Source organism: Pseudomonas sp. R2-7-07 (genome assembly GCF_003852355.1).
GTDB lineage: Bacteria > Pseudomonadota > Gammaproteobacteria > Pseudomonadales > Pseudomonadaceae > Aquipseudomonas.
On the sequence record NZ_CP027759.1, the window covers coordinates 4,828,022 to 4,852,949 of the forward strand.

At 58.9% G+C, this 24,928-nt stretch carries 14 protein-coding genes, 2 tRNA genes and 3 rRNA genes; 5 read left to right on the top strand and 14 right to left on the bottom strand.

Features of this window, described 5'->3' with window-relative positions:
* Positions 1 to 395: 395 nt before the first annotated feature.
* From C4J86_RS22145 to C4J86_RS22160, 4 genes are all read left to right on the top strand, one after another.
* Complete coding sequence (locus C4J86_RS22145; protein WP_124371858.1) at positions 396 to 1,937, top strand: catalase; 1,542 nt, start codon at positions 396 to 398, stop codon at positions 1,935 to 1,937.
* Positions 1,938 to 2,063: 126 nt separating this feature from the next.
* Positions 2,064 to 2,459, top strand: a complete 396-nt coding sequence (locus tag C4J86_RS22150) for a chemotaxis protein CheY (protein WP_124371859.1) — start codon at positions 2,064 to 2,066, stop codon at positions 2,457 to 2,459.
* Positions 2,456 to 2,812: a hypothetical protein gene (locus C4J86_RS22155; RefSeq protein ID WP_124371860.1), complete on the top strand. Its 357-nt coding sequence runs from the start codon at positions 2,456 to 2,458 to the stop codon at positions 2,810 to 2,812. Before C4J86_RS22150 ends, C4J86_RS22155 begins: the two co-directional genes overlap by 4 nt.
* A complete protein-coding gene (locus tag C4J86_RS22160; protein ID WP_124371861.1) occupies positions 2,785 to 3,087 on the top strand; it encodes a hypothetical protein in 303 nt (100 codons plus the stop codon). Before C4J86_RS22155 ends, C4J86_RS22160 begins: the two co-directional genes overlap by 28 nt.
* A gap of 45 nt (positions 3,088 to 3,132) precedes the next feature.
* On the opposite strand, the gene C4J86_RS22165 is transcribed toward C4J86_RS22160, so the two are convergent.
* The 3 genes from C4J86_RS22165 to C4J86_RS22175 form a co-directional block, all read right to left on the bottom strand.
* Complete coding sequence (locus tag C4J86_RS22165) at positions 3,133 to 3,507, bottom strand: C40 family peptidase (RefSeq protein WP_256681419.1); 375 nt, start codon at positions 3,505 to 3,507, stop codon at positions 3,133 to 3,135.
* Between the two features lie 461 nt (positions 3,508 to 3,968).
* The gene (gene mmsB / locus C4J86_RS22170; protein WP_124371863.1) at positions 3,969 to 4,856 is read right to left on the bottom strand and encodes a 3-hydroxyisobutyrate dehydrogenase; all 888 of its coding nucleotides are present in this window, start codon (positions 4,854 to 4,856) and stop codon (positions 3,969 to 3,971) included.
* 15 nt (positions 4,857 to 4,871) lie between these two features.
* Positions 4,872 to 6,389 carry a CoA-acylating methylmalonate-semialdehyde dehydrogenase gene (locus C4J86_RS22175; RefSeq protein WP_124371864.1) on the bottom strand — a complete coding sequence of 506 codons (1,518 nt, stop codon included), beginning with the start codon at positions 6,387 to 6,389 and terminating at the stop codon, positions 4,872 to 4,874.
* Positions 6,390 to 6,514: 125 nt separating this feature from the next.
* Here C4J86_RS22175 and C4J86_RS22180 point away from each other — a divergent pair, with 125 nt between their 5' ends.
* Positions 6,515 to 7,462, top strand: a complete 948-nt coding sequence (locus C4J86_RS22180) for a LysR family transcriptional regulator (protein ID WP_124371865.1) — start codon at positions 6,515 to 6,517, stop codon at positions 7,460 to 7,462.
* Positions 7,463 to 7,609: 147 nt separating this feature from the next.
* Here C4J86_RS22180 and C4J86_RS22185 read toward each other — a convergent pair whose 3' ends face one another.
* The 11 genes from C4J86_RS22185 to C4J86_RS22235 form a co-directional block, all read right to left on the bottom strand.
* Positions 7,610 to 8,101 (bottom strand): OmpA family protein, encoded by a 492-nt coding sequence (locus C4J86_RS22185; RefSeq protein WP_124371866.1) that lies wholly within the window; start codon positions 8,099 to 8,101, stop codon positions 7,610 to 7,612.
* Positions 8,102 to 8,105: 4 nt separating this feature from the next.
* Positions 8,106 to 9,368, bottom strand: coding sequence for a diguanylate cyclase domain-containing protein (locus tag C4J86_RS22190; protein ID WP_124371867.1), 1,263 nt, complete (start codon positions 9,366 to 9,368; stop codon positions 8,106 to 8,108).
* Positions 9,365 to 9,931, bottom strand: a complete 567-nt coding sequence (locus C4J86_RS22195) for a YfiR family protein (RefSeq protein WP_124371868.1) — start codon at positions 9,929 to 9,931, stop codon at positions 9,365 to 9,367. The genes C4J86_RS22190 and C4J86_RS22195 overlap by 4 nt, the downstream gene beginning before the upstream one ends.
* A gap of 141 nt (positions 9,932 to 10,072) precedes the next feature.
* A complete protein-coding gene (recD, locus tag C4J86_RS22200; RefSeq protein WP_124371869.1) occupies positions 10,073 to 12,142 on the bottom strand; it encodes an exodeoxyribonuclease V subunit alpha in 2,070 nt (689 codons plus the stop codon).
* Positions 12,139 to 15,810, bottom strand: a complete 3,672-nt coding sequence (recB, locus tag C4J86_RS22205) for an exodeoxyribonuclease V subunit beta (RefSeq protein ID WP_124371870.1) — start codon at positions 15,808 to 15,810, stop codon at positions 12,139 to 12,141. Before recB ends, recD begins: the two co-directional genes overlap by 4 nt.
* Positions 15,807 to 19,259 (bottom strand): exodeoxyribonuclease V subunit gamma, encoded by a 3,453-nt coding sequence (recC, locus tag C4J86_RS22210; RefSeq protein ID WP_124371871.1) that lies wholly within the window; start codon positions 19,257 to 19,259, stop codon positions 15,807 to 15,809. Before recC ends, recB begins: the two co-directional genes overlap by 4 nt.
* 135 nt (positions 19,260 to 19,394) lie before the next feature.
* Positions 19,395 to 19,510 (bottom strand): 5S ribosomal RNA (rrf, locus tag C4J86_RS22215).
* 165 nt (positions 19,511 to 19,675) lie between these two features.
* Positions 19,676 to 22,567: ribosomal RNA gene (locus tag C4J86_RS22220) — 23S ribosomal RNA — on the bottom strand.
* 249 nt (positions 22,568 to 22,816) lie between these two features.
* Positions 22,817 to 22,892, bottom strand: a tRNA-Ala gene (locus tag C4J86_RS22225).
* A 30-nt stretch (positions 22,893 to 22,922) separates the two neighbouring features.
* Positions 22,923 to 22,999: transfer RNA gene (locus C4J86_RS22230), tRNA-Ile, on the bottom strand.
* Between the two features lie 82 nt (positions 23,000 to 23,081).
* Positions 23,082 to 24,618, bottom strand: a 16S ribosomal RNA gene (locus C4J86_RS22235).
* The 16S, 23S and 5S rRNA genes sit together here with 2 tRNA genes alongside, the layout of an rRNA operon.
* Positions 24,619 to 24,928 lie beyond the last annotated feature (310 nt).

Here is a 24,928-nt window from a genome sequence, read left to right on the forward strand (position 1 = left end):
CGTGCCGGTAATTCGGCACGTCTGAATTTTCCATGCACACCCATTCGAAAGCGGCACCCAGGAATAGGACGAATGTTGACGACCGGCGAACGCTGTCGATATGAGACATGTCCCAAAACCCGGAATAATCCTACGAGCAATACGGCAACTACTGACTTACACATGGCAACTTTTCAAACTCGACGATGGACGTCTTAGTTCACGTACACACCTTTGTCCGCGGAATAAATGAACACTCAATTATCGGAAATTGAGACAAGTCCTACATTGACGGTGATGCGTTCTGAGTGAGCCTAAAAAGGTAATGCTCTACCACGTATCGCGGCCTAGCCCTTGTCCCAGCAACACACTGTCGGTTGGAGGGTCGCTTTCTCATCAATAGCCAGGAATCCCGAATGAAGGCTCCCTTTCTCCTCAATGTATTCACCCCGCTGCGGTTGGCGTGCGTACTCGCCACCAGCGCCCTGCCTTTCTCGGCCCAGGGCGCGGACCTGACTCGTGACAATGGCGCCACCGTCGGTGATAACCAGAACTCGCAAACCGCCGGTGCCTACGGCCCGGTGCTGCTGCAGGACGTGCAATTGATCCAGAAGCTTCAGCGCTTCGACCGCGAGCGCATTCCCGAGCGTGTGGTGCATGCCCGTGGTACCGGTGCCCATGGTTCCTTTACCGCCACCGACAGCCTTGGCGTGTTGACCAAGGCCAAGCTGTTTACCTCCGGCACGGTCACGCCGGTATTCGTCCGCTTCTCGTCTGTGGTACACGGCACGCACTCCCCGGAAACCCTGCGTGACCCGCGCGGTTTCGCCACCAAGTTCTACACCGCCGATGGCAACTGGGACCTGGTGGGCAATAACTTCCCGACCTTTTTCATCCGCGATGCCATCAAGTTCCCGGACATGGTCCATGCGTTCAAACCCGACCCCCGCACCAACCTTGACGATGACTCGCGCCGCTTCGATTTCTTCTCTCATGTACCGGAAGCGACCCGCACATTGACCGAGCTGTATTCCAATGCGGGTATCCCGGCCAGTTACCGGGAAATGGACGGCAACGGCGTACATGCCTACAAGTTCGTCAATGACAAGGACGAGGTGAACTACGTCAAGTTCCACTGGAAGAGCCTGCAAGGCACGCGCAATTTATTGCCTAAAGAAGTCGCCCAGGTACAGGGGGCCGATTACAGCCATATGACCCAGGACCTGGTCAGCCATATCAACAAGGGCAACTTTCCAAAGTGGGATCTGTATATCCAGGTAATCAGGCCGCAGGAGCTGGGTAACTTCGAGTTTGATCCGCTGGACGCCACCAAAGTCTGGCCGGACGTACCGCTGCGCAAAGTCGGGCAAATGGTCCTGAACCGTAACCCGACCAACGTCTTCCAGGAAACCGAGCAAGTAGCGATGGCCCCATCCAACCTGATCCCGGGCATCGAGCCTTCGGAAGATCGCCTGTTGCAGGGACGTTTGTTTTCCTATTCCGATACCCAGATGTATCGCTTGGGCGCCAATGCGCAGATGTTGCCGATCAACGCGCCGAAAAAAGCCGTCAACAACGGCAACCAGGACGGTGCAATGAACGCCGCCAGCACCACCACCGGCATCAACTACCAGCCAAGCCGCTCGCTTATGCGAGAAGAACCGACCAGCGCTCGCTACAGCATGCTACCGCTGTCGGGCAACACTCAGCAGGTCAAGATCCAGCGTGAGCAGAACTTCAAGCAGGCGGGCGATCTGTACCGCTCATTCAGCAAAAAAGAACGTCAGAACCTGATCGAAAGTTTCGGCGGTTCACTCGCCAGCGCGGACGACCAGAGCAAGCACCACATCCTGTCCTTCTTGTACAAGGCTGATCCCGAATACGGCACTGGCGTGGCCAAGATCGTCAACGGCGACCTTGCTCGCGTTCAGTTGCTGGCTGCTGACTTGACCGACTGAGTCCTGGGTAGCAATGCCCCTGGACATCGATACATAGCCCGAACGCCTCTACTTCCGTAGCCGCTGCCGAGTCGGCAGCGGCTACGGAAGCAAGCGTGACCTACAGCACAGAACAAAGGGGGCGTCGTGCCTGATAAGGAATTGAAAATACTCATCGCGGACACCAGCCTGCCTCGGTTGATCCAAATTGAGAAATGCCTGAACACGCTGGGTTACTACCGGATTCTCGCCTTGCAAAGCAGCGAAGACCTTCTCGTCGTGAACCACAGTCTCATCGACTATTTTGACGTATTGATTGCCAACAAAGCCCTGGCTTCGAACATTAACCCCCCTTTCCCACGGCTGGCCCAACAAAGTACCGACAAGGTCCCCCCTACGCTGCTGTATGACCGCTCGCATTCCCCGCCGACTCTTGAACTCATCGAGCACTTCATGGCGGAGATCGATCCGCCCTCCCCCTTTGCTTGCCTCAAACATCTGCCGTGGGCCAAAGGGCCTCGCCCAGGCGTTACAGACCAATGAGTCATGCTATCTGCCTGCCCATCTTTACCGCCTGTGTCTTGAGCCTGGCGGGATGTGCTCAATCGACGCCACATCCTGACCTCATAGAGGCCCGTGAGCTTTTTACACAACTTCAGAACAAGCCTGAGTCATTCACATTAGTCGTCAGCGAAGTCAGAGAAGCATTTGCCGTGCTGATCAAGGCCGACCTGTTATCCAACACCGATATTGACTCACCTGAAGTAAGCCGACTGTCGCAGTTGGCCATGCACAAGATTGCGCTTGCAGAACAGGCGATAGCCACGCGCAAACCTGAGCGGTTGATCAATCGACAGAGACAGACGCAATGCAAACCGATTTATTGCACACCCTGATTCAGCATCTGAATATGAACGCCATAGCGCTGGAGAGCACCACTGAAGACCTTGGTAGGTGGATCAATAATGCGGGCGCCACAACGACGGCCGCTCAGCTTTCCAGGCAGCTTGAGGTCATCGAAGAAAACGCGCAGATCATCGCCCGGGTTTTGGCTGGCTTTATCCACCCGCAATCGGGTAACAGCGCCGTGGGTATAGAAAAATACCGCTATAAAAAAAGTCCGCGAACGGACTTTTGGGGAGTCATGACCGGTTATTCGATGCCAGGATAATGCCGGCCGACGGTCTTGCCTGAACAGGCAACTATTTGATAGCAATCAATGAAAGCGCTTCGCGGTGAAATAACTTTTATTCCAGTAGCTATTGTTCAGCGAGTCGATACGAATGCTTTTTCCTGTTCTGGGCGCATGAATAAATTGATTATCGCCAATATAAACCCCCACATGATTCATGCGGCTGCCGCTGTTGTGTTTGAAGAAAACAGCGTCTCCGGACTTCAGTTCATCACGATAAACCGTTTTAGCCTTTGAACTGAGCATCGAGGACGTCGTTCGGGGAATATTTATCCCGCCCTCACTGCGAAAAAGATAAACAAGCAACCCGCTGCAGTCAAAGCCTTTACTCACCGAATTACCGCCCCACAGGTAAGGGACGCCAATCAACTCGTGAGCACGATTTATAAGATTCTCCATATAGCCTGACGATTCAGGATTAACATTTTGACCCTGGCTCGCGCCTGTCGACTTACTGGAAGAGTTTTGTTTTGTAGAAGCAAATAAATAATCCGAAAACAAATAACTGAACACAATCATTAATGTAAACTTTGACACTTTATGCACCGAAAGATAGAGGTAAGTTGGTTGGGGGTGCAATAGTATTCAGGTGGAGACGGCCATCACATAAGACTTGTCTCAGTCATACCCAAAAGCGTGTAGGAATCGACGAACGGGAGTAATGGATATTGTCGTGGACCCCACCCATTATCGGCTGCAATGGTGACTTACCGTGTATGAACGCGTATTGGGAACCTGACTAGATCTCATGGCGACAGGGCTGTCCCAATGGTCCTGAGCGATTCGCCGACAACAGGCCAGAAGGCTCGCTGAGCCGCAAAAACCGGGAGCCCACGCGTAGCAGGCCCCCGGAGAACGCTCTATTGCGGTTTGCGATAGCTGTTGATAATCGCCGAGAAGTCCTTGCCCCCTTCCCCACGCTGGCTCATCGACTGGTACAACTGCTGGGCCACGGCTCCCAGGATCACGGGTTGCTTGGCCTGCCGCGCTGCTTCAGTGGCCAGGCCCAGGTCCTTGAGCATCAGGTCGGCGCCAAAACCGCCGGTATAACCGCGCGACGAGGGCGCCGTTTCAATCACGCCCGGCCACGGGTTGTAGGTGTCCGAACTCCAGCAGCGCCCGGTGGAGCTGTTGATGATGCCGGCCAGCACCTGGGTATCGATGCCGAGCGCATCGCCCAGGGCCATGGCTTCACTGACGCCGATCATGCTGATGCCCAGCAGCAGGTTGTTGCAGATCTTGGCGATTTGCCCGGTGCCGACTTCGCCGCAGTGCACGATGTTGCGGCCCATTTGCGCCAGCACCGGTTGCAGGGTGGCGAACAGGTCGGGGGTGGCGCCGACCATGAAGGTCAGCGTGCCGGCTTGCGCCCCGCCGGTGCCGCCGGAGACCGGGGCGTCGGCCATCACCACACCTTGCCTGGCGGCGGCGGCAGCCACATCGCGGGCGGTTTGCGGGTCGATGGTGCTGCAGTCCACCGCGGGAACGCCTTCGCCGATGCCGGCGAGCACACCGTCCTCATTCAGCCACACGCTGCGTACATGCGCGGCGGCCGGCAGCATGGTGATCACCAGTTCAGCGCCCTGGGCCGCGTCACGCGGTGAGTCGCTGATGCGGCCGCCCAATTCGGCCAGCTCCTTGAGCACAGTCTGGTTCAGGTCGAACAGATTCAGCGCGTGCCCGGCCTTGATCAGGTTGCGGGCCATGGGCGCGCCCATGTTGCCCAGGCCGATAAATGCAATGTTCATGGTCGTCTCCCGGAGTCAGCGCAGGTTGATGGTGGTGTTGACGCCGTCGTTGACCGTATCGTCGTCGAACCAGCGGCTGGTGACGGTTTTGGTCTGGGTGTAGAACTGCACCACTTGCTTGCCGTACGGGCCGAGGTCACCGAGCTTGGAACCGCGGGAACCGGTGAAGCTGAAGAACGGCACCGGCACCGGGATCGGAATGTTGATGCCCACCTGGCCCACATCGATTTCGCTCTGGAACTTACGCGCCGCCGCGCCGCTCTGGGTGAACAGGCCGGTGCCGTTGCCGAACGGGTTGGCGTTGACCAGCGCAATGGCCTCATCGAGGGTATCGACTTCCAGCACCACCAGCACCGGGCCGAAGATTTCCTCGGTGTAGATGCGCATGTCGGTAGTCACGCCCGAGAACAGCGTCGGGCCGACAAAATTGCCGTGCTCGAAACCTGGCACCTTGATGTCACGGCCGTCCAGCTCCAGCTTCGCGCCTTCTTTCACACCACTTTCGATCAGCTCCAGGATGCGCGCCTTGGCCCGCTTGGAAATCACCGGGCCCACATCGGTGCCCGCTTCGCTGCCCGCGTTGACCTTGAGTTTCTGCGCCAGCGCCTTGAGATCCGGCAACCATTGCCTGGCCGCGCCCACCAGCACCACCACCGAGGTGGCCATGCAACGCTGGCCCGCAGCGCCGAAACCGGCGCCGACCAGGGCATTGAGGGTGTGCTCGCGATTGGCATCCGGCAGTACCACCGCATGGTTCTTGGCGCCCATCATCGACTGCACACGCTTGCCGTGTTTACCGGCCAGGTCATAGACATGCGTGCCCACGGCGGTGGAGCCAACGAAGGACACGGCCTTGATGTCCTTGTGGGTGCACAGCGCATCCACCACGTCCTTGCCGCCGTGTACCACATTAAGCACGCCGGCCGGCACACCGGCTTCCAGCGCCAGCTCCACCAGCAGCATGGTCGACAACGGGTCCTGCTCGGACGGCTTGAGCACGAAGGTGTTACCGCAGGCGATGGCCATCGGGAACATCCACAGCGGAATCATCGCCGGGAAGTTGAACGGCGTGATGCCGGCGCAGACGCCGATGGGCTGGCGCAGGGTGTAGGTGTCGACGCCGCCGGCGACGTTTTCGGCGAACTCACCCATTTGCAGGGTGCCGATGGAACAGGCGTGCTCCACCACTTCAAGCCCACGGAAAATATCGCCCTCGGCGTCGGCAATGGTCTTGCCCTGCTCGGCGCTGAGCACCCCGGCGATGCGCTTGGAGTGTTCGCGGATCAAGGCTTGCAGCTTGAGCATGATGCGCATGCGCGCGCCGATCGGGGTCAGCTTCCAGGTCTGGAACGCTCGATGGGCGGCGTCGATGGCGGCATTGACTTCATCGGCGGTGGCAAACGGCACTTTGGCCAGCACTTGCTGGGTGGCCGGGTTGACGATGTCTTGCCACTCGGTGGTCCTGGACTCGACCCACTCGCCATTGATCAGCAACTTGACCTGTTGTACGGAAATATCGGCAGATGCGTTCATGAGGGTCTCCGGAATCTTGTTGTTATGCAGAGAGTGAATCGCCTTGAAGAAGGAGGCGTTCGGACTGTTTTTGGAGTATAGATGTGCAAATCTCTAATAAGAACGCACATAAAAGCCGGTCCAATATGCAAAAAAACATCACATCGTTGGGCTCCCTGAACTGGGATGACCTGAAGTTTTTCCTCGAAGTGGCCCGCACCCGCAAGGCCAGCGTGGCCGCCAAGCGCCTGGCGGTGGACTACACCACCGTGTCGCGGCGCATCAGTTCATTGGAAGTGTCACTCGGCACCCTGCTGTTCGAAAAATCCCGGACCAATGGTTTTGTGCTCACCGCCGAAGGCCAGCGCTTGCTGGGCTACGCCGAATCCATCGAAAGCACCTTGCACATGGCCTGCGAGCAAGTCTCCGGCTCCGGCGTGGCGCTGTCCGGGCATGTGCGCATGGGCTGCACCGAGGGCTTCGGCAGTTTTTTCATCACCCCGCAGTTGAGTCATTTCGTCGATACCTACCCGGCGATCTCGGTCGACATCCTGCCGCTGCCGCACTTCATCAGCCTGTCCAAGCGCGAAGCCGACATCGTCATCGCCCTGGAGCGCCCGGAACACGGGCCCTATGTGTGCTGCAAACTGTGCGACTACACACTGCAGCTATACGCGACCCAGGACTACCTCGACCAACACCCGCCGATTCAACGCCCGGCGGATCTGGCCGAGCATCCGTTTATCAGCTATGTGGATGATTTGGCGTTCAGCTCGGAGCTGCTGTACCTGGCGAACGTGGTGCCCGGGGCAAGTGCCAGCCTGCGCAGCACCAGTGTGATTGCCCAGTACGTAGCGGCGCAGCAGGGACGATCGATGGCGATATTGCCGTGCTTTCTGGCAGCGCAGGACCCGCGCTTGCTGCCGGTGCTGGGGGAGCAGATCGCGATTACGCGGCAGTTCTGGATGTATTGCCGGGAGGATTTGAGGAAGTTGAAACGGATTACGTTGTTGTGGGATTACATCCGCGAAGTGACGGAGCAGAATCGGGGGTTGTTGATGGGGGAAACGCGGCAGATGCGGTTTGCCGATTGATAGCAGCGCACAAGCGCAAATGTGGGAGGGGGCTTGCTCCCGATGGCGGAGTGTCAGTTATCAGATGTAGTGGCTGACATGCCGCAATCGGGAGCAAGCCCCCTCCCACATTTGGAGTGCATTTCAGGTTGAGATGGGGGAAATGCTTTAGTCCGCGATGACTACGATCGACACGCGACGATTCTCGGTGCGCCCCGCCGTGGTTGTATTTGCCGCCACCGGCTCGCTGCTGCCCAGGCCGCGTAGTTGGATGTTTTGTTCTTTCATGCCCACCCGGGTCAGCACCTCGCTCACGCTTTTGGCGCGGCGCAGGGACAAGGTCTGGTTGTAGGTTTCTTTGCCCGACGCGTCGGTGTGACCTTCGACGCGTACGCGTTCGATGCCTGCGCCCACCAGGGCCTTGCCGATGCGCTCGACGATGTCGGTGCTGGGCTTGTTGAGGCTTTCGACGTCGCTGCCAAACAGCACCTTGCCAGACAAGCCGAAGGCCCAGCCTTCGTCAGTCAGCTCGAAACCCTGCTGTTTGAGCACGCTGACTTGCGCCGGGGTCAGGCCTTTGGGCGGTGGGGTCTGGCAGCCGCCGAGGGCCAGACAGGCGACGAGTAAGGTGATGAATAGAACGCGTGGGTTAGAGAACAAGGGATTAGCTCCTGTGTTGGACATTGACGACGGAATGCTCCGATTCCGCCGTTTGCTGGCCGCCCGACGACAGCCGCTTGGCCTGGTACATTGCCGCATCGGCTGCATTGAGCAGGGTGCCGGGCGTGGCACCATGCTCGGGATAAATGGCGACGCCGATACTGAGGGAGGTCACTACCTGAGTGTTGCCGGGCAGTGGGATCGGCGCGTCCATGCTGGCAATGATCTTGTCGGCGATGCGCTGTGCATCTTCGGCTTTGTGCAGCGGCGCGAGCAGCACGGCGAACTCATCGCCGCCCAGCCGGGCCACCAAGTCGTCTTCGCGCAGTTGTGCACGCACGCGCTCGGCAACGGCCATCAGCACCGCATCGCCGGCGGCGTGGCCGAAGTTATCGTTGATGTCTTTGAAACGATCGCTGTCGAGAAACAGCACCGCCACCCGCTCATTGGTCTTGGCGGCGCTGCGCAAGGCACGAATCAACCGGCCTTCGAAGAACGCACGGTTGGGCAGGCCGGTGAGGCTGTCGTGGCTGGCCTGGTGGGCAAGGGTTTCGTTTTCGCTTTGCAGGTGGTTCTGCCAGGCTTCCATCTCGCCAAGCAGGGCGTTGAAGTCGCTGCCCAGACTGTCGAGTTCAGCGATCTGCGCCGGCGGCACGCGGCGGTCGAAGTCACGTTCGCTGCGCGCAGCGTGGGCCACGGCGGCGAGGCTTTGCAGCGGCCCGGTGATACCGATCAGCAGGCGCCGCGCCAGGTGCAACGCGACCCAGGCGCTGAGCGCGGTGCAGATCACAATGCCCGCCAGGCCGCTGAGCAGAAAGCGCAACAGGCTGCCGCCATGCCCGGTCAGGTGGATGCTGCCGACCGTTTGCCCTTGATGGAGGATCGGCTGGCTGATGGGCTGCTCGAGCAAGGCATGCGCCAGTTCAAGCTCAACCCGTGACAACATGCCAGTGTTTGGCCGTACCCATTGCGCCAGTAGTTTGCCACCTGCATCGAAAACCTCGGCCTGGGCTACTTCCTCGGTTGAGGCAATCAGGCTGAGGGCTTCGGTGGCTGCGGCACTGTCGTCGAACACCACTGCCGCTTCCACGGTGTAATTGATCGAGCGCGCGATCAAGTGCAGGTTATGTTCGGCGTACACCCGTAGCGCCAGCACGCCGAGCAGGGTCAGGGACACACTGGCCAGGGTCACCGCCACTAACGCCAGAATCAGGTGCCCCCGGCCGATGACCGAACCCAGGGTCGGCCGCGCCTTGGCGGGCCTCATGGCGCCGGCGCTCGACGGCGCGACAGTTGCAGCACGCTGGGATGAATGCGTACGCCGCTGCGGGCGACGGAGTCCAGGTTCACCTCGAACGACACTTGCGCATCACTCACCCGCAGGCAGAACAGGCTGCCCACGGTGCATTGGTCACCGCCTTCGCTGATGCTGAGCACCGGATGGCCTATCAATGAGGTAAACAATGCGCTGCGTTCGTCAGTGCTGAGTTTGCCGATGTAAACGGCGTCGCAGGCACTGACGATATCGGTATTGCTCGCCAGCAGGCGGCGCACCGTCACCGGACGGCCGGTCGCCTGGGTGGTGCCTTTGATCAGGTCGTCGGTGTATTGGGTGGGCCCGACGATGCACAAGCGCAGTTGCGCAGGCTCCACCGGCCAGCGGGCGTAACTGAGGATACCGAGCACGACCTGGGTCACCGCCTGGGCGCGCTGTTCAGCCAGGCTGGATGTTTGGGCCCATGCCTGCGGGGCGAGCAGGCATAGCACCGCCACCCGCAGCAGGCGTCTCCAGCTCAAACTACGCTCGGTGAGCGAGACAGCCACGTTCATGCAGCAATTCTCTCAAGAAATTTCAAGGTGATGCCGCAACGATAGCACAGCGGCGGAAAATCCCACGACGCAGGGGGTTCGCGGGGCTGACTATTTATTCAGAAAAATCAGTCATCTGAATCAGAAATCTTACATGACCACTCAGTCAGCTTCTGCGGGGGTGACGTCCAACTCCAGCATCAGCCCGCTCAAGCGTTTGACCCTGCGCCGTACGGCTTCCTCAAAGACTCCGGCACGGGGCTCGATCAGGCTGAACCAGCGCTTGGCACGCGTGATACCGGTGTAGATGAGTTCTTTGGTCAGCACCGGGTTCAGCGCGTCCGGCAGGATCAGCGCGGTGTGAGTGAACTCTGACCCCTGGGATTTGTGCACGGTCATGGCATACACGGTTTCCACGTCGTTGAGTCGGCTGGGCAGCACGAAGCGCACGCCCCCCTGGCCGTCATTACGCGGGAAAGCCACGCGCAGCACCTGGGGCCCGCCGTCGCTTTCGGGCAACTTCAAGGCGATGCCAATATCTCCGTTCATCAGGCCCAGGCCGTAGTCGTTACGGGTCATCAACACCGGACGGCCTTCATACCACTGCTCGTCGCCTTCGATCAGCCGTACCTTGCGCAAGGCGGCGGTGATGCGCAGGTTCAGGCCTTCGACGCCCCACGGGCCTTTGCGCACCGCGCAGAGCAGCTGGAATGCGTCGAAGGCTTGCAGCAGTTGTTGCGCCCAGTGGGTCCAGGTGTGATCGTCACGCGGGGTGTCCAGTGCAGGCCGCGCCGAGTGCAGTAGATTCAGGTAATAGCGATAGCCCTGGGCGCCGGCGCCCTGCCCGTCCAGTACCACGCGCTCAAGGGCATGATCATGCTCGCCCTTGAGGCTGAGGCAGAACAGGTCGTCATGACTGCGCGCGGCCAACAGCTTGCGCGCTTGCTCAGCGTTCTGCTGGTTCACCCAGCGCGCCAGTTGGCCGATGCCGCTGCCCTCGCCGAAACGCCGCGAGTAGCGCAGCATCACCACCTGCTGCGCCAGGGGATGAGTGCCGTCGAGGTCCTCCTGCAAACCGCTGTCGGCGAGATTTTCAGCGCTGACCGCTTGCAGCCATTGGCGCGTGGCCGGGCTGTACCAACCGGCCTCCGCATCGCGGCACAAATCGCCGAGCACCGCGCCCGCCTCTACCGAAGCGAGCTGGTCTTTGTCACCCAGCAGCACCAGGCGAGCATGGGGGGGCAAGGCGTCGAGCAGGTTGGCCATCATTTCCAGGTCGATCATCGACGCTTCGTCCACCACCAGCACATCCAGCGGTAATGGATTGCCGACGTGATGACGAAAATGCCGAGTACCCGGGCGACTGCCCAGCAAGCGGTGAACCGTGGTGACCTGGGTCGGGATTTTTTCACGCACAGTGTCGGGCACTTTCAGCGACAGCACTTGCTGGCTGATGGACTCGGTGAGACGGGCAGCGGCTTTACCGGTGGGCGCGGCCAGGCGGATACGCAAGGGATTGCCGCTTTCCACGGCCGGCGCTTGCAACAGCGCGAGCAGGCGCACCACGGTGGTGGTCTTGCCGGTGCCGGGGCCGCCCGTGACGATGCTGAACGCGCCACGGGTGGCCAGGGCACAGGCCAGTTTTTGCCAGTCGATCACGCCATCGGGCGCCGGTTGATCGAACAAACCATTGAGCCGCTGCGGCAAATCGGTGGCGACGCTTTCGTGGCTGGCCAGCCGCAGGCGCAAGGCGCTGTCGATGCGCCGTTCATACGCCCAATAGCGGCGCAGATAGAGGCGCTTTCCGGACAGCACCAACGGACGGCTTCGGGCCGACTCACTGCCATCGACGGCCAGCGCGACCAAGGGGCTGGCAGCCAGGGCATGACACCAGTGGGCGCCGTCCAAACCCTCGAGCAATTGCGACGGCAACAGCATCGCGCCGGTTTGCAGGTCGCCTTCAGGCGGCAGCGACAAGGCAAAGTCCGGCGCCTTGAGCGTTTCGAACAGGTCGAGGCACACATGGCCGTGACCCAATTGGTGGCTGGTCAACGCCGCCGCCAGCAACACCAAGGGATCGGCTTCTGGGTCAAGCTCATGCAGGAAGCCGACGAAGGCTTTGTCCAGGGCCCGTAGCCAACCACGCTCGACCCAACGCTCGAGTAATTGCACCAGGTCGGCGGCGCGGCTGAGAGGTGTCAGCTCTTGCGGCAGTAACGGCGACAGGCTCATAGCAGCACTCCTTGTTCCCAGGCGGGCTCGGCTTTGGGCGGGATAGACTTGCCTTGGAACAACAGGTCCAGCCCTTCGATCAGTTCTCGCGGTGGCCGGGTGAAATACGCGCCCTGGCTCACCGATTGCGTACCGCGCAGGAACAGGTACAGGGCGCCACCGATGTGGCGTTCGTAGTCGTAATCGGGCAGGCGCGCCTTGAGTTGGCGATGCAGGGCCAGCAGGTAAAGTACGTATTGCAGGTCGTACCGATGCTCGAGGATCGACTGTTCCATGGCTTCCAGGGTGTAGGCCGAATCGTCAGGGCCGAGCCAGTTGGATTTGTAGTCAGCCACGTAATAACGACCGTCGTGCTCGAAGGTCAGGTCGATAAAGCCCTTGAACATACCGTTGAGCAACACCGGTTCGGCCGCCACGCGGGAGACGCCGTGGTGGGTGTACTGGCACACCAGCTTGTCGAGGGCGAGCACGTCGACTTTATGGCTGGCGAACCAGAACTCCATTTCGATCTGGTACTGCTGCAGGGCACTGAGGCTGACGCGGGCGTCGTACACAGGCAGCGGTGTTTGCAACAAGTGGCCAAGCCAGGCGCTGAGGGTGATGATCCAGCCTTCCCAATGGCGGCGGTTACAGCGGGCGCCGACGGCCCTTTCGATGGCCTCGGGGCTCAGATTGAAGCCTTCTTCACCGGCCCATTCCAACAAGCCGTGAAGGAAGGTGCCTGGATTGGGACCGCGTGGGAAACGATGAATATCGCCGCCGGACGCCGCCACTTCCCGTGGCGCATCGGGGTCAAGACGTTCGTCATCGAACAGTTTCTGGGCCTGTGGGCTTTCAGGCGCTTCGAGATTCGCGGCGCTCATGCTGTCTCCAATGCGCAAGGCACTGTAGGAGGCAATCCACCAGTTTTCTGCGGCCTTGCGTTTAGGCAGCAGCGGGGCCAGTAAGGTGGCTTCGTTGCGCGGTGGATGAAACACAGCGTCTTGCGCTTGCGGCACATGGGCATAGCTGATGGTCGGGCAGCCTTCCTGCAGCGCCATCAACCAGCGCGCCAGGCCGGCGGACTCCCCCAGCGGTGCACCGGCGCCGAGCAAATAGCCCAGCGCCGAAAGGTGCAGCACGGAGCTGCTGCTGTTGCCGCGCTTGAGATCGGCGATGCCCAGCCAGCAGGCGTGTTTGGCGCGGGTCAGGGCGACATACAACAAGCGCAGGTCTTCGGCCAGGCGCTCATCGTCAGCCTGGGCGATCAGCTCTGCGGTGGGCCGCAGGCTGACGTGGGATTTGCCCTGCTCGTCGTGGTAATGCAGCGGCAACCGCGTGCCGTCCACCGGCTTGGCCGAACAGATGAAGGGCAGGAACACCAGGTCGTATTCGAGGCCCTTGGATTTATGGATCGTCACCACCTTGACCAGTTGCTCATCGCTTTCCAGGCGCAGGATCTGCTCTTCACCGGCCTGACCCGACAGCGCCAGGTGCTCGGCAAGATGGCGAATCAACGCCTGCTCGCCGTCCAGTTCCGACGCCGCCTGTTGCAGCAGTTCGCTGAGGTGCAACAGGTTGGTCAGCACTCGCTCGCCATCGCTGCGGGCGATCAGGGTTTGCGGCAGCTTGAAGTCATGCAGCAGGCGGCGCAGCATCGGCAGCACGCCTTGGGTGCGCCAGATCGTGCGATAGCCACGGAACTGCATCACGCGGCTTTCCCACGCCAGTTCGTCCTGGTTCAGACGCTCCAGCTCCGCCAATGACAAGTTCAAGGTGACACAGGCCAGGGCCGCGCGCAGCGGGCGTTCGACGTCCGGTTCGGCGCAGGCCTTGAGCCAGGCCAGCAGGTCGTGGGCTTCCTGGGCGGCGAAGACCGAGTCTTTATCCGACAGGTACACACTGCGCACGCCCCGCGCCGCCAATTCGGCGCGCACGGCCTGGGCTTCCTTGCCGTCTCGCACGAGGATGGCGATGTCTGACGGCAGCACGCCGTTGAAGGTGTTGTCTTTGACAAAACCCGCGCTGCCTTGCTGGCCGCCATTGAGCAACGCGACGATGTGCGTGGCGCAGGCGGCGGCCAGTTGCTGGCGATACAGCACATTGGAAATCGGCTGGTCGGTGGGCAGGTGCCAAAGGTTCATTGCCGGCAGCGTTTGGCCGTCGACCTGCAGCTGTTCCTTGCGGCCCTGGGACAGCACCGGGTGAAACGGCACCGGATTATGGCCGTCGGGCTCACGAAACAGGAAGGCGCCCCGGCCGGTTTCTGCACGCTGGAACACATGGTTCACCGCCTCGACCATCGCATGGCTGGAGCGGAAGTTGGTGCCCAGGGTGTGGTGGCGCCCGGTGGTGGACTGCCGGGCACGCAGGTAGGTGTAAATATCCGCGCCGCGGAAGGCGTAGATCGCCTGTTTGGGGTCGCCGATCAGGAACAGGCCGCTGTCCAGGTGGTTTTCTTCGATGCGGTAAATGCTGTCGAAGATGCTGTATTGCACGGGGTCGGTGTCTTGGAATTCATCGATCAAGGCCACCGGGAATTGCTCGCGGATCAAACTGGCGAGGCGCTCGCCACCGTCGGCCTGGAGCGCGGCGTTGAGGCGGATCAGCATGTCGTCGAAGCCCATTTCGGCGCGGCGCCGCTTCTCTTCTTCGAAGCGCTTGCCCACCCAGGACGCGGCGTGTTGCAACACAGCGGCGTCCGGGGTTGGCAGTGCGTCAAGGGCGGCTTTAAGGCCGGCCATGGCGTCGATGCCGGGATGCCGTGGCGGCTCGCCTTTCCAGGCTTCGGCCATGCCGTCGGGGGTCAGCCGGGTAAAGCCGGTGCCGATATCCAGTTGCTCCAGGGTTTCGTCGGCGGCCCAGGCGCTGATTTTTTCGAACCAGGGCTCAAAGTAACGCGCCTGCATTTTGCGCCCATCGACCGCCTTGGCAGAAACGGCTTGCAGGCAGAGCTCGCGCAGCTCGGCGGCCCATTGCGGCCAAGGCGCCTTGATACTGGTCAACGCCTCGCGGCGCTCCTGCAGGCAGGCGGTGATCATGTCGGCCGGCTCGCGGCTGTCCTCGGCGGGCCGCTCACTGCCGAACAGCGCGCGTACCCGTGGCATCAACGCGGCCGGGCCACCCCAGTTGTTGCGCACCCAGTTGAGTGCGTCGTCGTGCATCGGGTAGCAGAACAAGCGCCAGTAGTCGCGCAGCACTTCACCGAGCAGGTCGCTGTGATCGGTCTCCAGGGTCTGGGTAAACAGACTGCCGCTGTCGAAGGCGTGCTCGCGCAGCATACGCTGGCACCAACTGTGGATCGTCGAGACGGCCGCTTCGTCCATCCATTGCGCAGCGATGTCCAAGCGATTGGCGCAGGCGGGCCACTGCTCCTCGGGGTATTGATTACGCAGGTCGGCGATCAAGGCGTCAGGCGGCTCGATTTCGCCACGGAAGAACCGCGCCGCTTCGGCCAGGCGGATACGGATACGTTCACGCAACTCCTTGGTGGCGGCGTCGGTGAAGGTCACCACCAGAATCTGCGGCGGCAGCAGTTCGCGGCCGAAGCCGGACTCATCACCACCGTTGCCGAGGACCAGGCGCAGGTACAGGGCCGAAATCGTGAAGGTTTTGCCGGTGCCGGCGCTGGCTTCGATCAGTTGGCTGCCTTTGAGCGGGAAGGCCAGGGCCAAGGGCTTGTTACTCATGCGCCGGCCTCCGCGCTGGACAGTGAACGCCAGGGGGCGCTGATCAGGGGGCGATACAGGGTTTCACACCAACCTTCGAATTCTTCGCTGGCGACCAGCGTGGCGTAGTCGGGGAACTGACGAGTGAGCGCGGGCGTTTCACGGCGCTCACCGTCGGTGGTGATGCCGTCGCCCTCGTAGGCTTTGCTCGCAGCAGCGTGGGCCTTGGCGGGGTCGGTCTGGCCGAGCCAGGCAAAGGCGGTTTTTACCGCGACGGGCAGCGGTTTGCTCATGCCGGTGTGCCAGGCGAGCAGCAGGTCGGCGAGGATGTGCTGCGCGGTGGCGGTGTCCAGTGGGGCCAGGAGCAAGGTGTCGTCACTGGCCACCAGCCCGGTGCTCAACGGCACGCCACACGCACAGGCGACCACGTGATTGACCCAGGGGCGAATCAGCCGGTGCCACTTGCGCGTCTTGATCGAACCGATGCTGTTGGGAATGGTGGTCACGCTTAACAATCCGCCATCACTGCGTCGATGCAGGCCGCTGATCCAGCCTTCGAGCTGGATCCCTTGATAGTCAAAATTGATCGGTTCTGCACCTATATGCGGGGTTGGCCAGAGCGCCAGGAGTTGTTGGTAGCGCTGCAACAGGTCCGGCAACGGCTCGATCAGCTCATTGCGCAGGCATTCGCCGAAACCGACCATAGGCAGCAGGCCACTGCCTTGCAGGCGTAAAGCTTGGGCGTTGAGGGCCTGATCAAGCTGGTCGGGCCGGGCCAGTGCGGCGTTCAGCAGACTGTCGCTGAGGCTGTAGCGTTGCAGTGCGTCGAGGACGAAGGGCTCTTCGTCGGCCAGCGGTACTTCGGCAGCCTCGAAGAACACTTTCAGGCGCTGACTGAAGAAATGCTTTACCGGATTGCGCAGGAAATCCTGCAACTGGCCGAGGCTCAGGGGCTCTTCCTGATGATGCGGTGCCAGCGCGTGGTCGTGGGCCATTGCGGCCGGCGCTTCGTGCAGCAGCTGCCATTCGCGGGCGTAACTGAACAGCGGGTCGCCTTCATGGAAGTAGCGGGCGCTGAACGGTTGGAGCGGGTGCTCCTGGGTCATCGCTTCGATCAGGGGTTCTTGGCTATCGGCGTTATGCCAGCCGCTGGCGAGATGGTCACGCAGTTGGCCGATCAGCACCGAGGCTGGGCGCTCACTGTTGTCGCGGATGCTGCGGCCGACCCAGCTGATATAGAGCTGGTCGCGAGCGGAAAGCAGGGCTTCGAGCAGCAGGTAGCGGTCGTCCTCGCGGCGGGACCGATCGCCGGGCCGGTAGTCGCTGCCCATCAGGTCAAAGTCCAGCGGGGGCTGGGCACGCGGGTAGTCGCCGTCGTTCATGCCGAGCAGGCAGACCAGCTTGAACGGGATTGCGCGCATGGGCATCAGGGTACAAAAATTGACCGCACCCGCGAGAAAGCGCTGGGACAGGCGGCCTTGGTCAAGCCCGGCTAACCACGCCTCGCGGACTACAGTGAGCGGTAATTCGTCCTGCAGGCCGACGGATTCGCAGGTTTCCAGCCAAGTTTCTCTCAATTGTTCGAGTTGGCCCAACAGGTAGTCATCGTGCTCGCTGCTGGGCAGAAAAAACTGCTGCATCAAGCGTTGCAGACGCCCGCCCCATTCGTGCGGAGGTGCTGGTTGTGACAGCGCTTGATGGGCGTCGTTTAATGCGTCGAGCAAGGCAACCAGTGGGCCGATCAGCGCCGCATCGAGCCCACCGATCTCGTCGTAGGGCTCGATGCCATCGCACGCGACACCGGTGCCAACGGCGTAACCCAGCAGCATCCGCCGCAGGCCGAATCGCCAACTGTTCTGCTCCAGCGCCTCGGGCAGCCCCAGGCCGGCACGCTGCTCGGCGTTGAGACCCCAGCGGATACCCGCGCCTTCAATCCAGCGGTGCAGCGTCGGCAGGTCGCGTTCATTGATGGCGAAACGTTCGCGCAGGGCGGGAACATCCAACAGGTCGAGAATCTCGCTGACGGGGAAGCGGCTGTCGGGGAGCTTGAGCAGGTGCTCGACGGCAATCAGCAGCGGGTCACGACCGCGTTGGCCTTGGTCTGTCAGGGTGAACGGAATGAAGCGTAGGTCGTTTCTTTCCAGTTGGCCGAAAACCGCGCGAATGTGCGGCGCATAGCTGTCGACATCGGGGACCATGACGATGATGTCCCGAGGGCGCAAGGTGGGATCGGTGCTGAAGCGTTGAAGCAATTGGTCGTGGAGAATTTCTACTTCGCGCTGGGCGCTGTGGGCGATGTGAAAGCGGATGGATGCGTCGCGTTTCAGGTCGACTGCTGGCCAGCGTTCACGGGTTTCGTCGAGTGGGCGCAGTTCGAGGATATCGTCCTGCAGCTGGTTGAGCAGCGTGGTGGGTTGGCTGTCGCTGAACAGGTCGATACGCCCATCACGGAAGGCGGCGCGGTAGCTGTTGGGGTCGTCGTAACTGTCCAACAGGCTGATGTAGTCACGGCCCTGCTTGCCCCAGGCGGCGAGCAGCGGATGGGCATGTTGGTGCAGGGTTTGTGGATCGATGGTGACTGGCATGCCCGCTTTGCGCGCTTGGCGCTTGTATTCGTTACGCAGCAGGTCCTTGTCGGCCACGATGTCTGACCAATGATGGCGGCAAGGGTTGTGCACGCACAGCAGCACTTGGCTGAAACGGGCCAGGCCCGCCAAGGCTTCAAGCGCTTGGGCGGGCAGTGATGAAATGCCGAAAACGATCACGCGGGAAGGCAGGCCAGGAGGCGCTTGCTCGAGCGTGTTGATGCGCTCGATAAAACGCTGGTGAACGCCGGCACGACTCTCGGCCATGCCCTGCGCGCCTACGTCGAGCAGCAACGCGCGCCATAACTCGGCTTGCCAACAGTTCGCAGTATTAAGGGGTTTGGATTCGCCGCGTCCATTGCGTAACTGATGGCGCCCTGCGGCCCAGTCTTCCAGCCAATCGGCGCGATACACCTGATATTGGTCGAAGAGGTCGGCCAGGCGCTCGGCGAGCTGGTAGCGCTTGCGCAGGTCGGTGTCGTGAGTCAGGAAGCGTTGCAGCGGCTCGAAATGGGGCTGGTCGATAAGCTGCGGGAGCAGGCGCATGAGTCGCCACGTCAGCGGGGCCTTATCAAGCAAAGACTTAGGGGGGATTTCGTCACGACCCAGGACCATGCGATAGAGCTGCCACATAAAGCTGCCGGGCAGTTGCACATCGATTGCCGCTGCAATGCCACAGCCGCCCATATCGTCTTCCTGCGGATCTTCGGCCAGGGCAAGCTTGAGCCATTGGGCGATGCCGTTGCTTTGGACCAGAGCGATTTCGTTTTCCAAAGGCGCCAGGGGATAACGACGCATCCAACTGACTACCAGGCTGCGCAACTCGTCCAGGCGGTTACCGTGGACCACCATGAATCCAGCGCTGAGGGACGTCGCACCCGGCATAACGGTTTCCTTGGGAAAGCAAGAATCGAGGCGTGGACTTTAGCACTGAAGGCCACTGCAATGAGCGTCTTGGCACTTTTCGACCGCCCAAAACAAAACCCCATCTGCTTTCGCAAATGGGGTTTCGGAATTTAATCTTGACGATGACCTACTCTCACATGGGGAAACCCCACACTACCATCGGCGATGCATCGTTTCACTACTGAGTTCGGGATGGGATCAGGTGGTTCCAATGCTCTATGGTCGTCAAGAAATTCGGGTACTGAGTCGTGACCAGATGGCCTCGCTTCAGCAAATTGGGTATGGGATAGAATTCGGTGTTTCGTGAGCATCGAACTTTCGGTTCATTGCGTCTTCACACACCGCAATCTGGTTGCTCTGGATTAAAGAGCCGACGCAAATTGCTTGGGTGTTATATGGTCAAGCCTCACGGGCAATTAGTATTGGTTAGCTCAACGCCTCACAGCGCTTACACACCCAACCTATCAACGTCGTAGTCTTCGACGGCCCTTCAGGGGACTCAAGGTCCCAGTGAGATCTCATCTTGAGGCTAGTTTCCCGCTTAGATGCTTTCAGCGGTTATCTATTCCGAACATAGCTACCCGGCAATGCCACTGGCGTGACAACCGGAACACCAGAGGTTCGTCCACTCCGGTCCTCTCGTACTAGGAGCAGCCCCTCTCAAATCTCAAACGTCCACGGCAGATAGGGACCGAACTGTCTCACGACGTTCTAAACCCAGCTCGCGTACCACTTTAAATGGCGAACAGCCATACCCTTGGGACCGGCTTCAGCCCCAGGATGTGATGAGCCGACATCGAGGTGCCAAACACCGCCGTCGATATGAACTCTTGGGCGGTATCAGCCTGTTATCCCCGGAGTACCTTTTATCCGTTGAGCGATGGCCCTTCCATACAGAACCACCGGATCACTAAGACCTACTTTCGTACCTGCTCGACGTGTCTGTCTCGCAGTCAAGCGCGCTTTTGCCTTTATACTCTACGACCGATTTCCGACCGGTCTGAGCGCACCTTCGTACTCCTCCGTTACTCTTTAGGAGGAGACCGCCCCAGTCAAACTACCCACCATACACTGTCCTCGATCCGGATAACGGACCTGAGTTAGAACCTCAAAGTTGCCAGGGTGGTATTTCAAGGTTGGCTCCACGCGAACTGGCGTCCACGCTTCAAAGCCTCCCACCTATCCTACACAAGCAAATTCAAAGTCCAGTGCAAAGCTATAGTAAAGGTTCACGGGGTCTTTCCGTCTAGCCGCGGATACACTGCATCTTCACAGCGATTTCAATTTCACTGAGTCTCGGGTGGAGACAGCGCCGCCATCGTTACGCCATTCGTGCAGGTCGGAACTTACCCGACAAGGAATTTCGCTACCTTAGGACCGTTATAGTTACGGCCGCCGTTTACCGGGGCTTCGATCAAGAGCTTCGCGTTAGCTAACCCCATCAATTAACCTTCCGGCACCGGGCAGGCGTCACACCCTATACGTCCACTTTCGTGTTTGCAGAGTGCTGTGTTTTTAATAAACAGTCGCAGCGGCCTGGTATCTTCGACCGGCATGAGCTTACGGAGCAAGTCCTTCACCCTCACCGGCGCACCTTCTCCCGAAGTTACGGTGCCATTTTGCCTAGTTCCTTCACCCGAGTTCTCTCAAGCGCCTTGGTATTCTCTACCCAACCACCTGTGTCGGTTTGGGGTACGGTTCCTGGTTACCTGAAGCTTAGAAGCTTTTCTTGGAAGCATGGCATCAACCACTTCGTCGTCTAAAAGACAACTCGTCATCAGCTCTCGGCCTTAGAATCCCGGATTTACCTAAGATTCCAGCCTACCACCTTAAACTTGGACAACCAACGCCAAGCTGGCCTAGCCTTCTCCGTCCCTCCATCGCAATAACCAGAAGTACAGGAATATTAACCTGTTTTCCATCGACTACGCTTTTCAGCCTCGCCTTAGGGACCGACTAACCCTGCGTCGATTAACGTTGCGCAGGAAACCTTGGTCTTTCGGCGTGGGTGTTTTTCACACCCATTGTCGTTACTCATGTCAGCATTCGCACTTCTGATACCTCCAGCAAGCTTCTCAACTCACCTTCACAGGCTTACAGAACGCTCCTCTACCGCATCACTTACGTGATACCCGTAGCTTCGGTGTATGGTTTGAGCCCCGTTACATCTTCCGCGCAGGCCGACTCGACTAGTGAGCTATTACGCTTTCTTTAAAGGGTGGCTGCTTCTAAGCCAACCTCCTAGCTGTCTAAGCCTTCCCACATCGTTTCCCACTTAACCATAACTTTGGGACCTTAGCTGACGGTCTGGGTTGTTTCCCTTTTCACGACGGACGTTAGCACCCGCCGTGTGTCTCCCATGCTCGGCACTTGTAGGTATTCGGAGTTTGCATCGGTTTGGTAAGTCGGGATGACCCCCTAGCCGAAACAGTGCTCTACCCCCTACAGTGATACATGAGGCGCTACCTAAATAGCTTTCGAGGAGAACCAGCTATCTCCGAGCTTGATTAGCCTTTCACTCCGATCCACAGGTCATCCGCTAACTTTTCAACGGTAGTCGGTTCGGTCCTCCAGTTAGTGTTACCCAACCTTCAACCTGCCCATGGATAGATCGCCCGGTTTCGGGTCTATTCCCAGCGACTAGACGCCCTATTAAGACTCGCTTTCGCTACGCCTCCCCTATTCGGTTAAGCTCGCCACTGAAAATAAGTCGCTGACCCATTATACAAAAGGTACGCAGTCACCCAACAAAGTGGGCTCCCACTGCTTGTACGCATACGGTTTCAGGATCTATTTCACTCCCCTCTCCGGGGTTCTTTTCGCCTTTCCCTCACGGTACTAGTTCACTATCGGTCAGTCAGTAGTATTTAGCCTTGGAGGATGGTCCCCCCATATTCAGACAAAGTTTCTCGTGCTCCGTCCTACTCGATTTCATGACTAAGAGATTTTCGCGTACAGGGCTATCACCCACTATGGCCGCACTTTCCAGAGCGTTCCGCTAATCTCAAAGCCACTTAAGGGCTAGTCCCCGTTCGCTCGCCACTACTAAGGGAATCTCGGTTGATTTCTTTTCCTCAGGGTACTTAGATGTTTCAGTTCCCCTGGTTCGCTCCATACACCTATGTATTCAGTGTAAGGTAACCATCTTATGATGGCTGGGTTCCCCCATTCAGACATCTCCGGATCAAAGTCTGTTTGCCGACTCCCCGAAGCTTTTCGCAGGCTACCACGTCTTTCATCGCCTCTGACTGCCAAGGCATCCACCGTATGCGCTTCTTCACTTGACCATATAACCCCAAGCAATCTGGTTATACTGTGAAGACAACATTCGCCGAAAATTCGATCATACTCAATTAAGAGCGACTCACAAATTTTACCTTAGCCTGAGCCGTTACCAGTGAAAGTAACGGTCAGTCTATCTTTCTATCACATACCCAAATTTTTAAAGAACGAACTAGTCAAAGACTAGAAATCAACATTCACCATCACAACGATGGAATGCTCATTTCTAAGCTTTCTACAAACAGAAGCAGTAGTGGTGGAGCCAAACGGGATCGAACCGTTGACCTCCTGCGTGCAAGGCAGGCGCTCTCCCAGCTGAGCTATGGCCCCGTATTTCTACAGGCGTTTCCCACACAAAATTGGTGGGTCTGGGCAGATTCGAACTGCCGACCTCACCCTTATCAGGGGTGCGCTCTAACCAACTGAGCTACAGACCCAATTTCGGGCTGCTTCTTTTCGTCTTCTTCAATGAATCAAGCAATTCGTGTGGGAACTTATGGAGCAGCTGATGTCGTCGATTAAGGAGGTGATCCAGCCGCAGGTTCCCCTACGGCTACCTTGTTACGACTTCACCCCAGTCATGAATCACACCGTGGTAACCGTCCTCCCGAAGGTTAGACTAGCTACTTCTGGTGCAACCCACTCCCATGGTGTGACGGGCGGTGTGTACAAGGCCCGGGAACGTATTCACCGCGACATTCTGATTCGCGATTACTAGCGATTCCGACTTCACGCAGTCGAGTTGCAGACTGCGATCCGGACTACGATCGGTTTTCTGGGATTAGCTCCACCTCGCGGCTTGGCAACCCTCTGTACCGACCATTGTAGCACGTGTGTAGCCCAGGCCGTAAGGGCCATGATGACTTGACGTCATCCCCACCTTCCTCCGGTTTGTCACCGGCAGTCTCCTTAGAGTGCCCACCATAACGTGCTGGTAACTAAGGACAAGGGTTGCGCTCGTTACGGGACTTAACCCAACATCTCACGACACGAGCTGACGACAGCCATGCAGCACCTGTCTCAATGCTCCCGAAGGCACCAATCCATCTCTGGAAAGTTCATTGGATGTCAAGGCCTGGTAAGGTTCTTCGCGTTGCTTCGAATTAAACCACATGCTCCACCGCTTGTGCGGGCCCCCGTCAATTCATTTGAGTTTTAACCTTGCGGCCGTACTCCCCAGGCGGTCAACTTAATGCGTTAGCTGCGCCACTAAGAGCTCAAGGCTCCCAACGGCTAGTTGACATCGTTTACGGCGTGGACTACCAGGGTATCTAATCCTGTTTGCTCCCCACGCTTTCGCACCTCAGTGTCAGTGTTGGTCCAGGTGGTCGCCTTCGCCACTGGTGTTCCTTCCTATATCTACGCATTTCACCGCTACACAGGAAATTCCACCACCCTCTACCACACTCTAGTCAGTCAGTTTTGAATGCAGTTCCCAGGTTGAGCCCGGGGATTTCACATCCAACTTAACAAACCACCTACGCGCGCTTTACGCCCAGTAATTCCGATTAACGCTTGCACCCTCTGTATTACCGCGGCTGCTGGCACAGAGTTAGCCGGTGCTTATTCTGTCGGTAACGTCAAAACAATCACGTATTAGGTAACTGCCCTTCCTCCCAACTTAAAGTGCTTTACAATCCGAAGACCTTCTTCACACACGCGGCATGGCTGGATCAGGCTTTCGCCCATTGTCCAATATTCCCCACTGCTGCCTCCCGTAGGAGTCTGGACCGTGTCTCAGTTCCAGTGTGACTGATCATCCTCTCAGACCAGTTACGGATCGTCGCCTTGGTGAGCCATTACCTCACCAACTAGCTAATCCGACCTAGGCTCATCTGATAGCGCAAGGCCCGAAGGTCCCCTGCTTTCTCCCGTAGGACGTATGCGGTATTAGCGTCCGTTTCCGAACGTTATCCCCCACTACCAGGCAGATTCCTAGGCATTACTCACCCGTCCGCCGCTCTCAAGAGAAGCAAGCTTCTCTCTACCGCTCGACTTGCATGTGTTAGGCCTGCCGCCAGCGTTCAATCTGAGCCATGATCAAACTCTTCAGTTCAAACATCTTTGGGTTTTTAAGAAACCCTAAACTTGGCTCAGCAATCGTTGGTTACATCTTTGATTTCTCGCGGAGTAACTTGTGATGCTGACAATCTTGTTGACTATCAGTCTGACTCCACAAGCACCCACACGAATTGCTTGATTCAATTGTTAAAGAGCGGTTGGTTAAGAGCTATTCGTCTCAACCGAGGCGCGCATTCTACAGCAGCCTCATTTGCTGTCAAGCGGTTATTTTCAGAAGTTTTCGAAGAATTCTTCAACAACTTCAACCACTTGCGCTTGCGATCTCTCGTAAGCGGGAGGCGAAT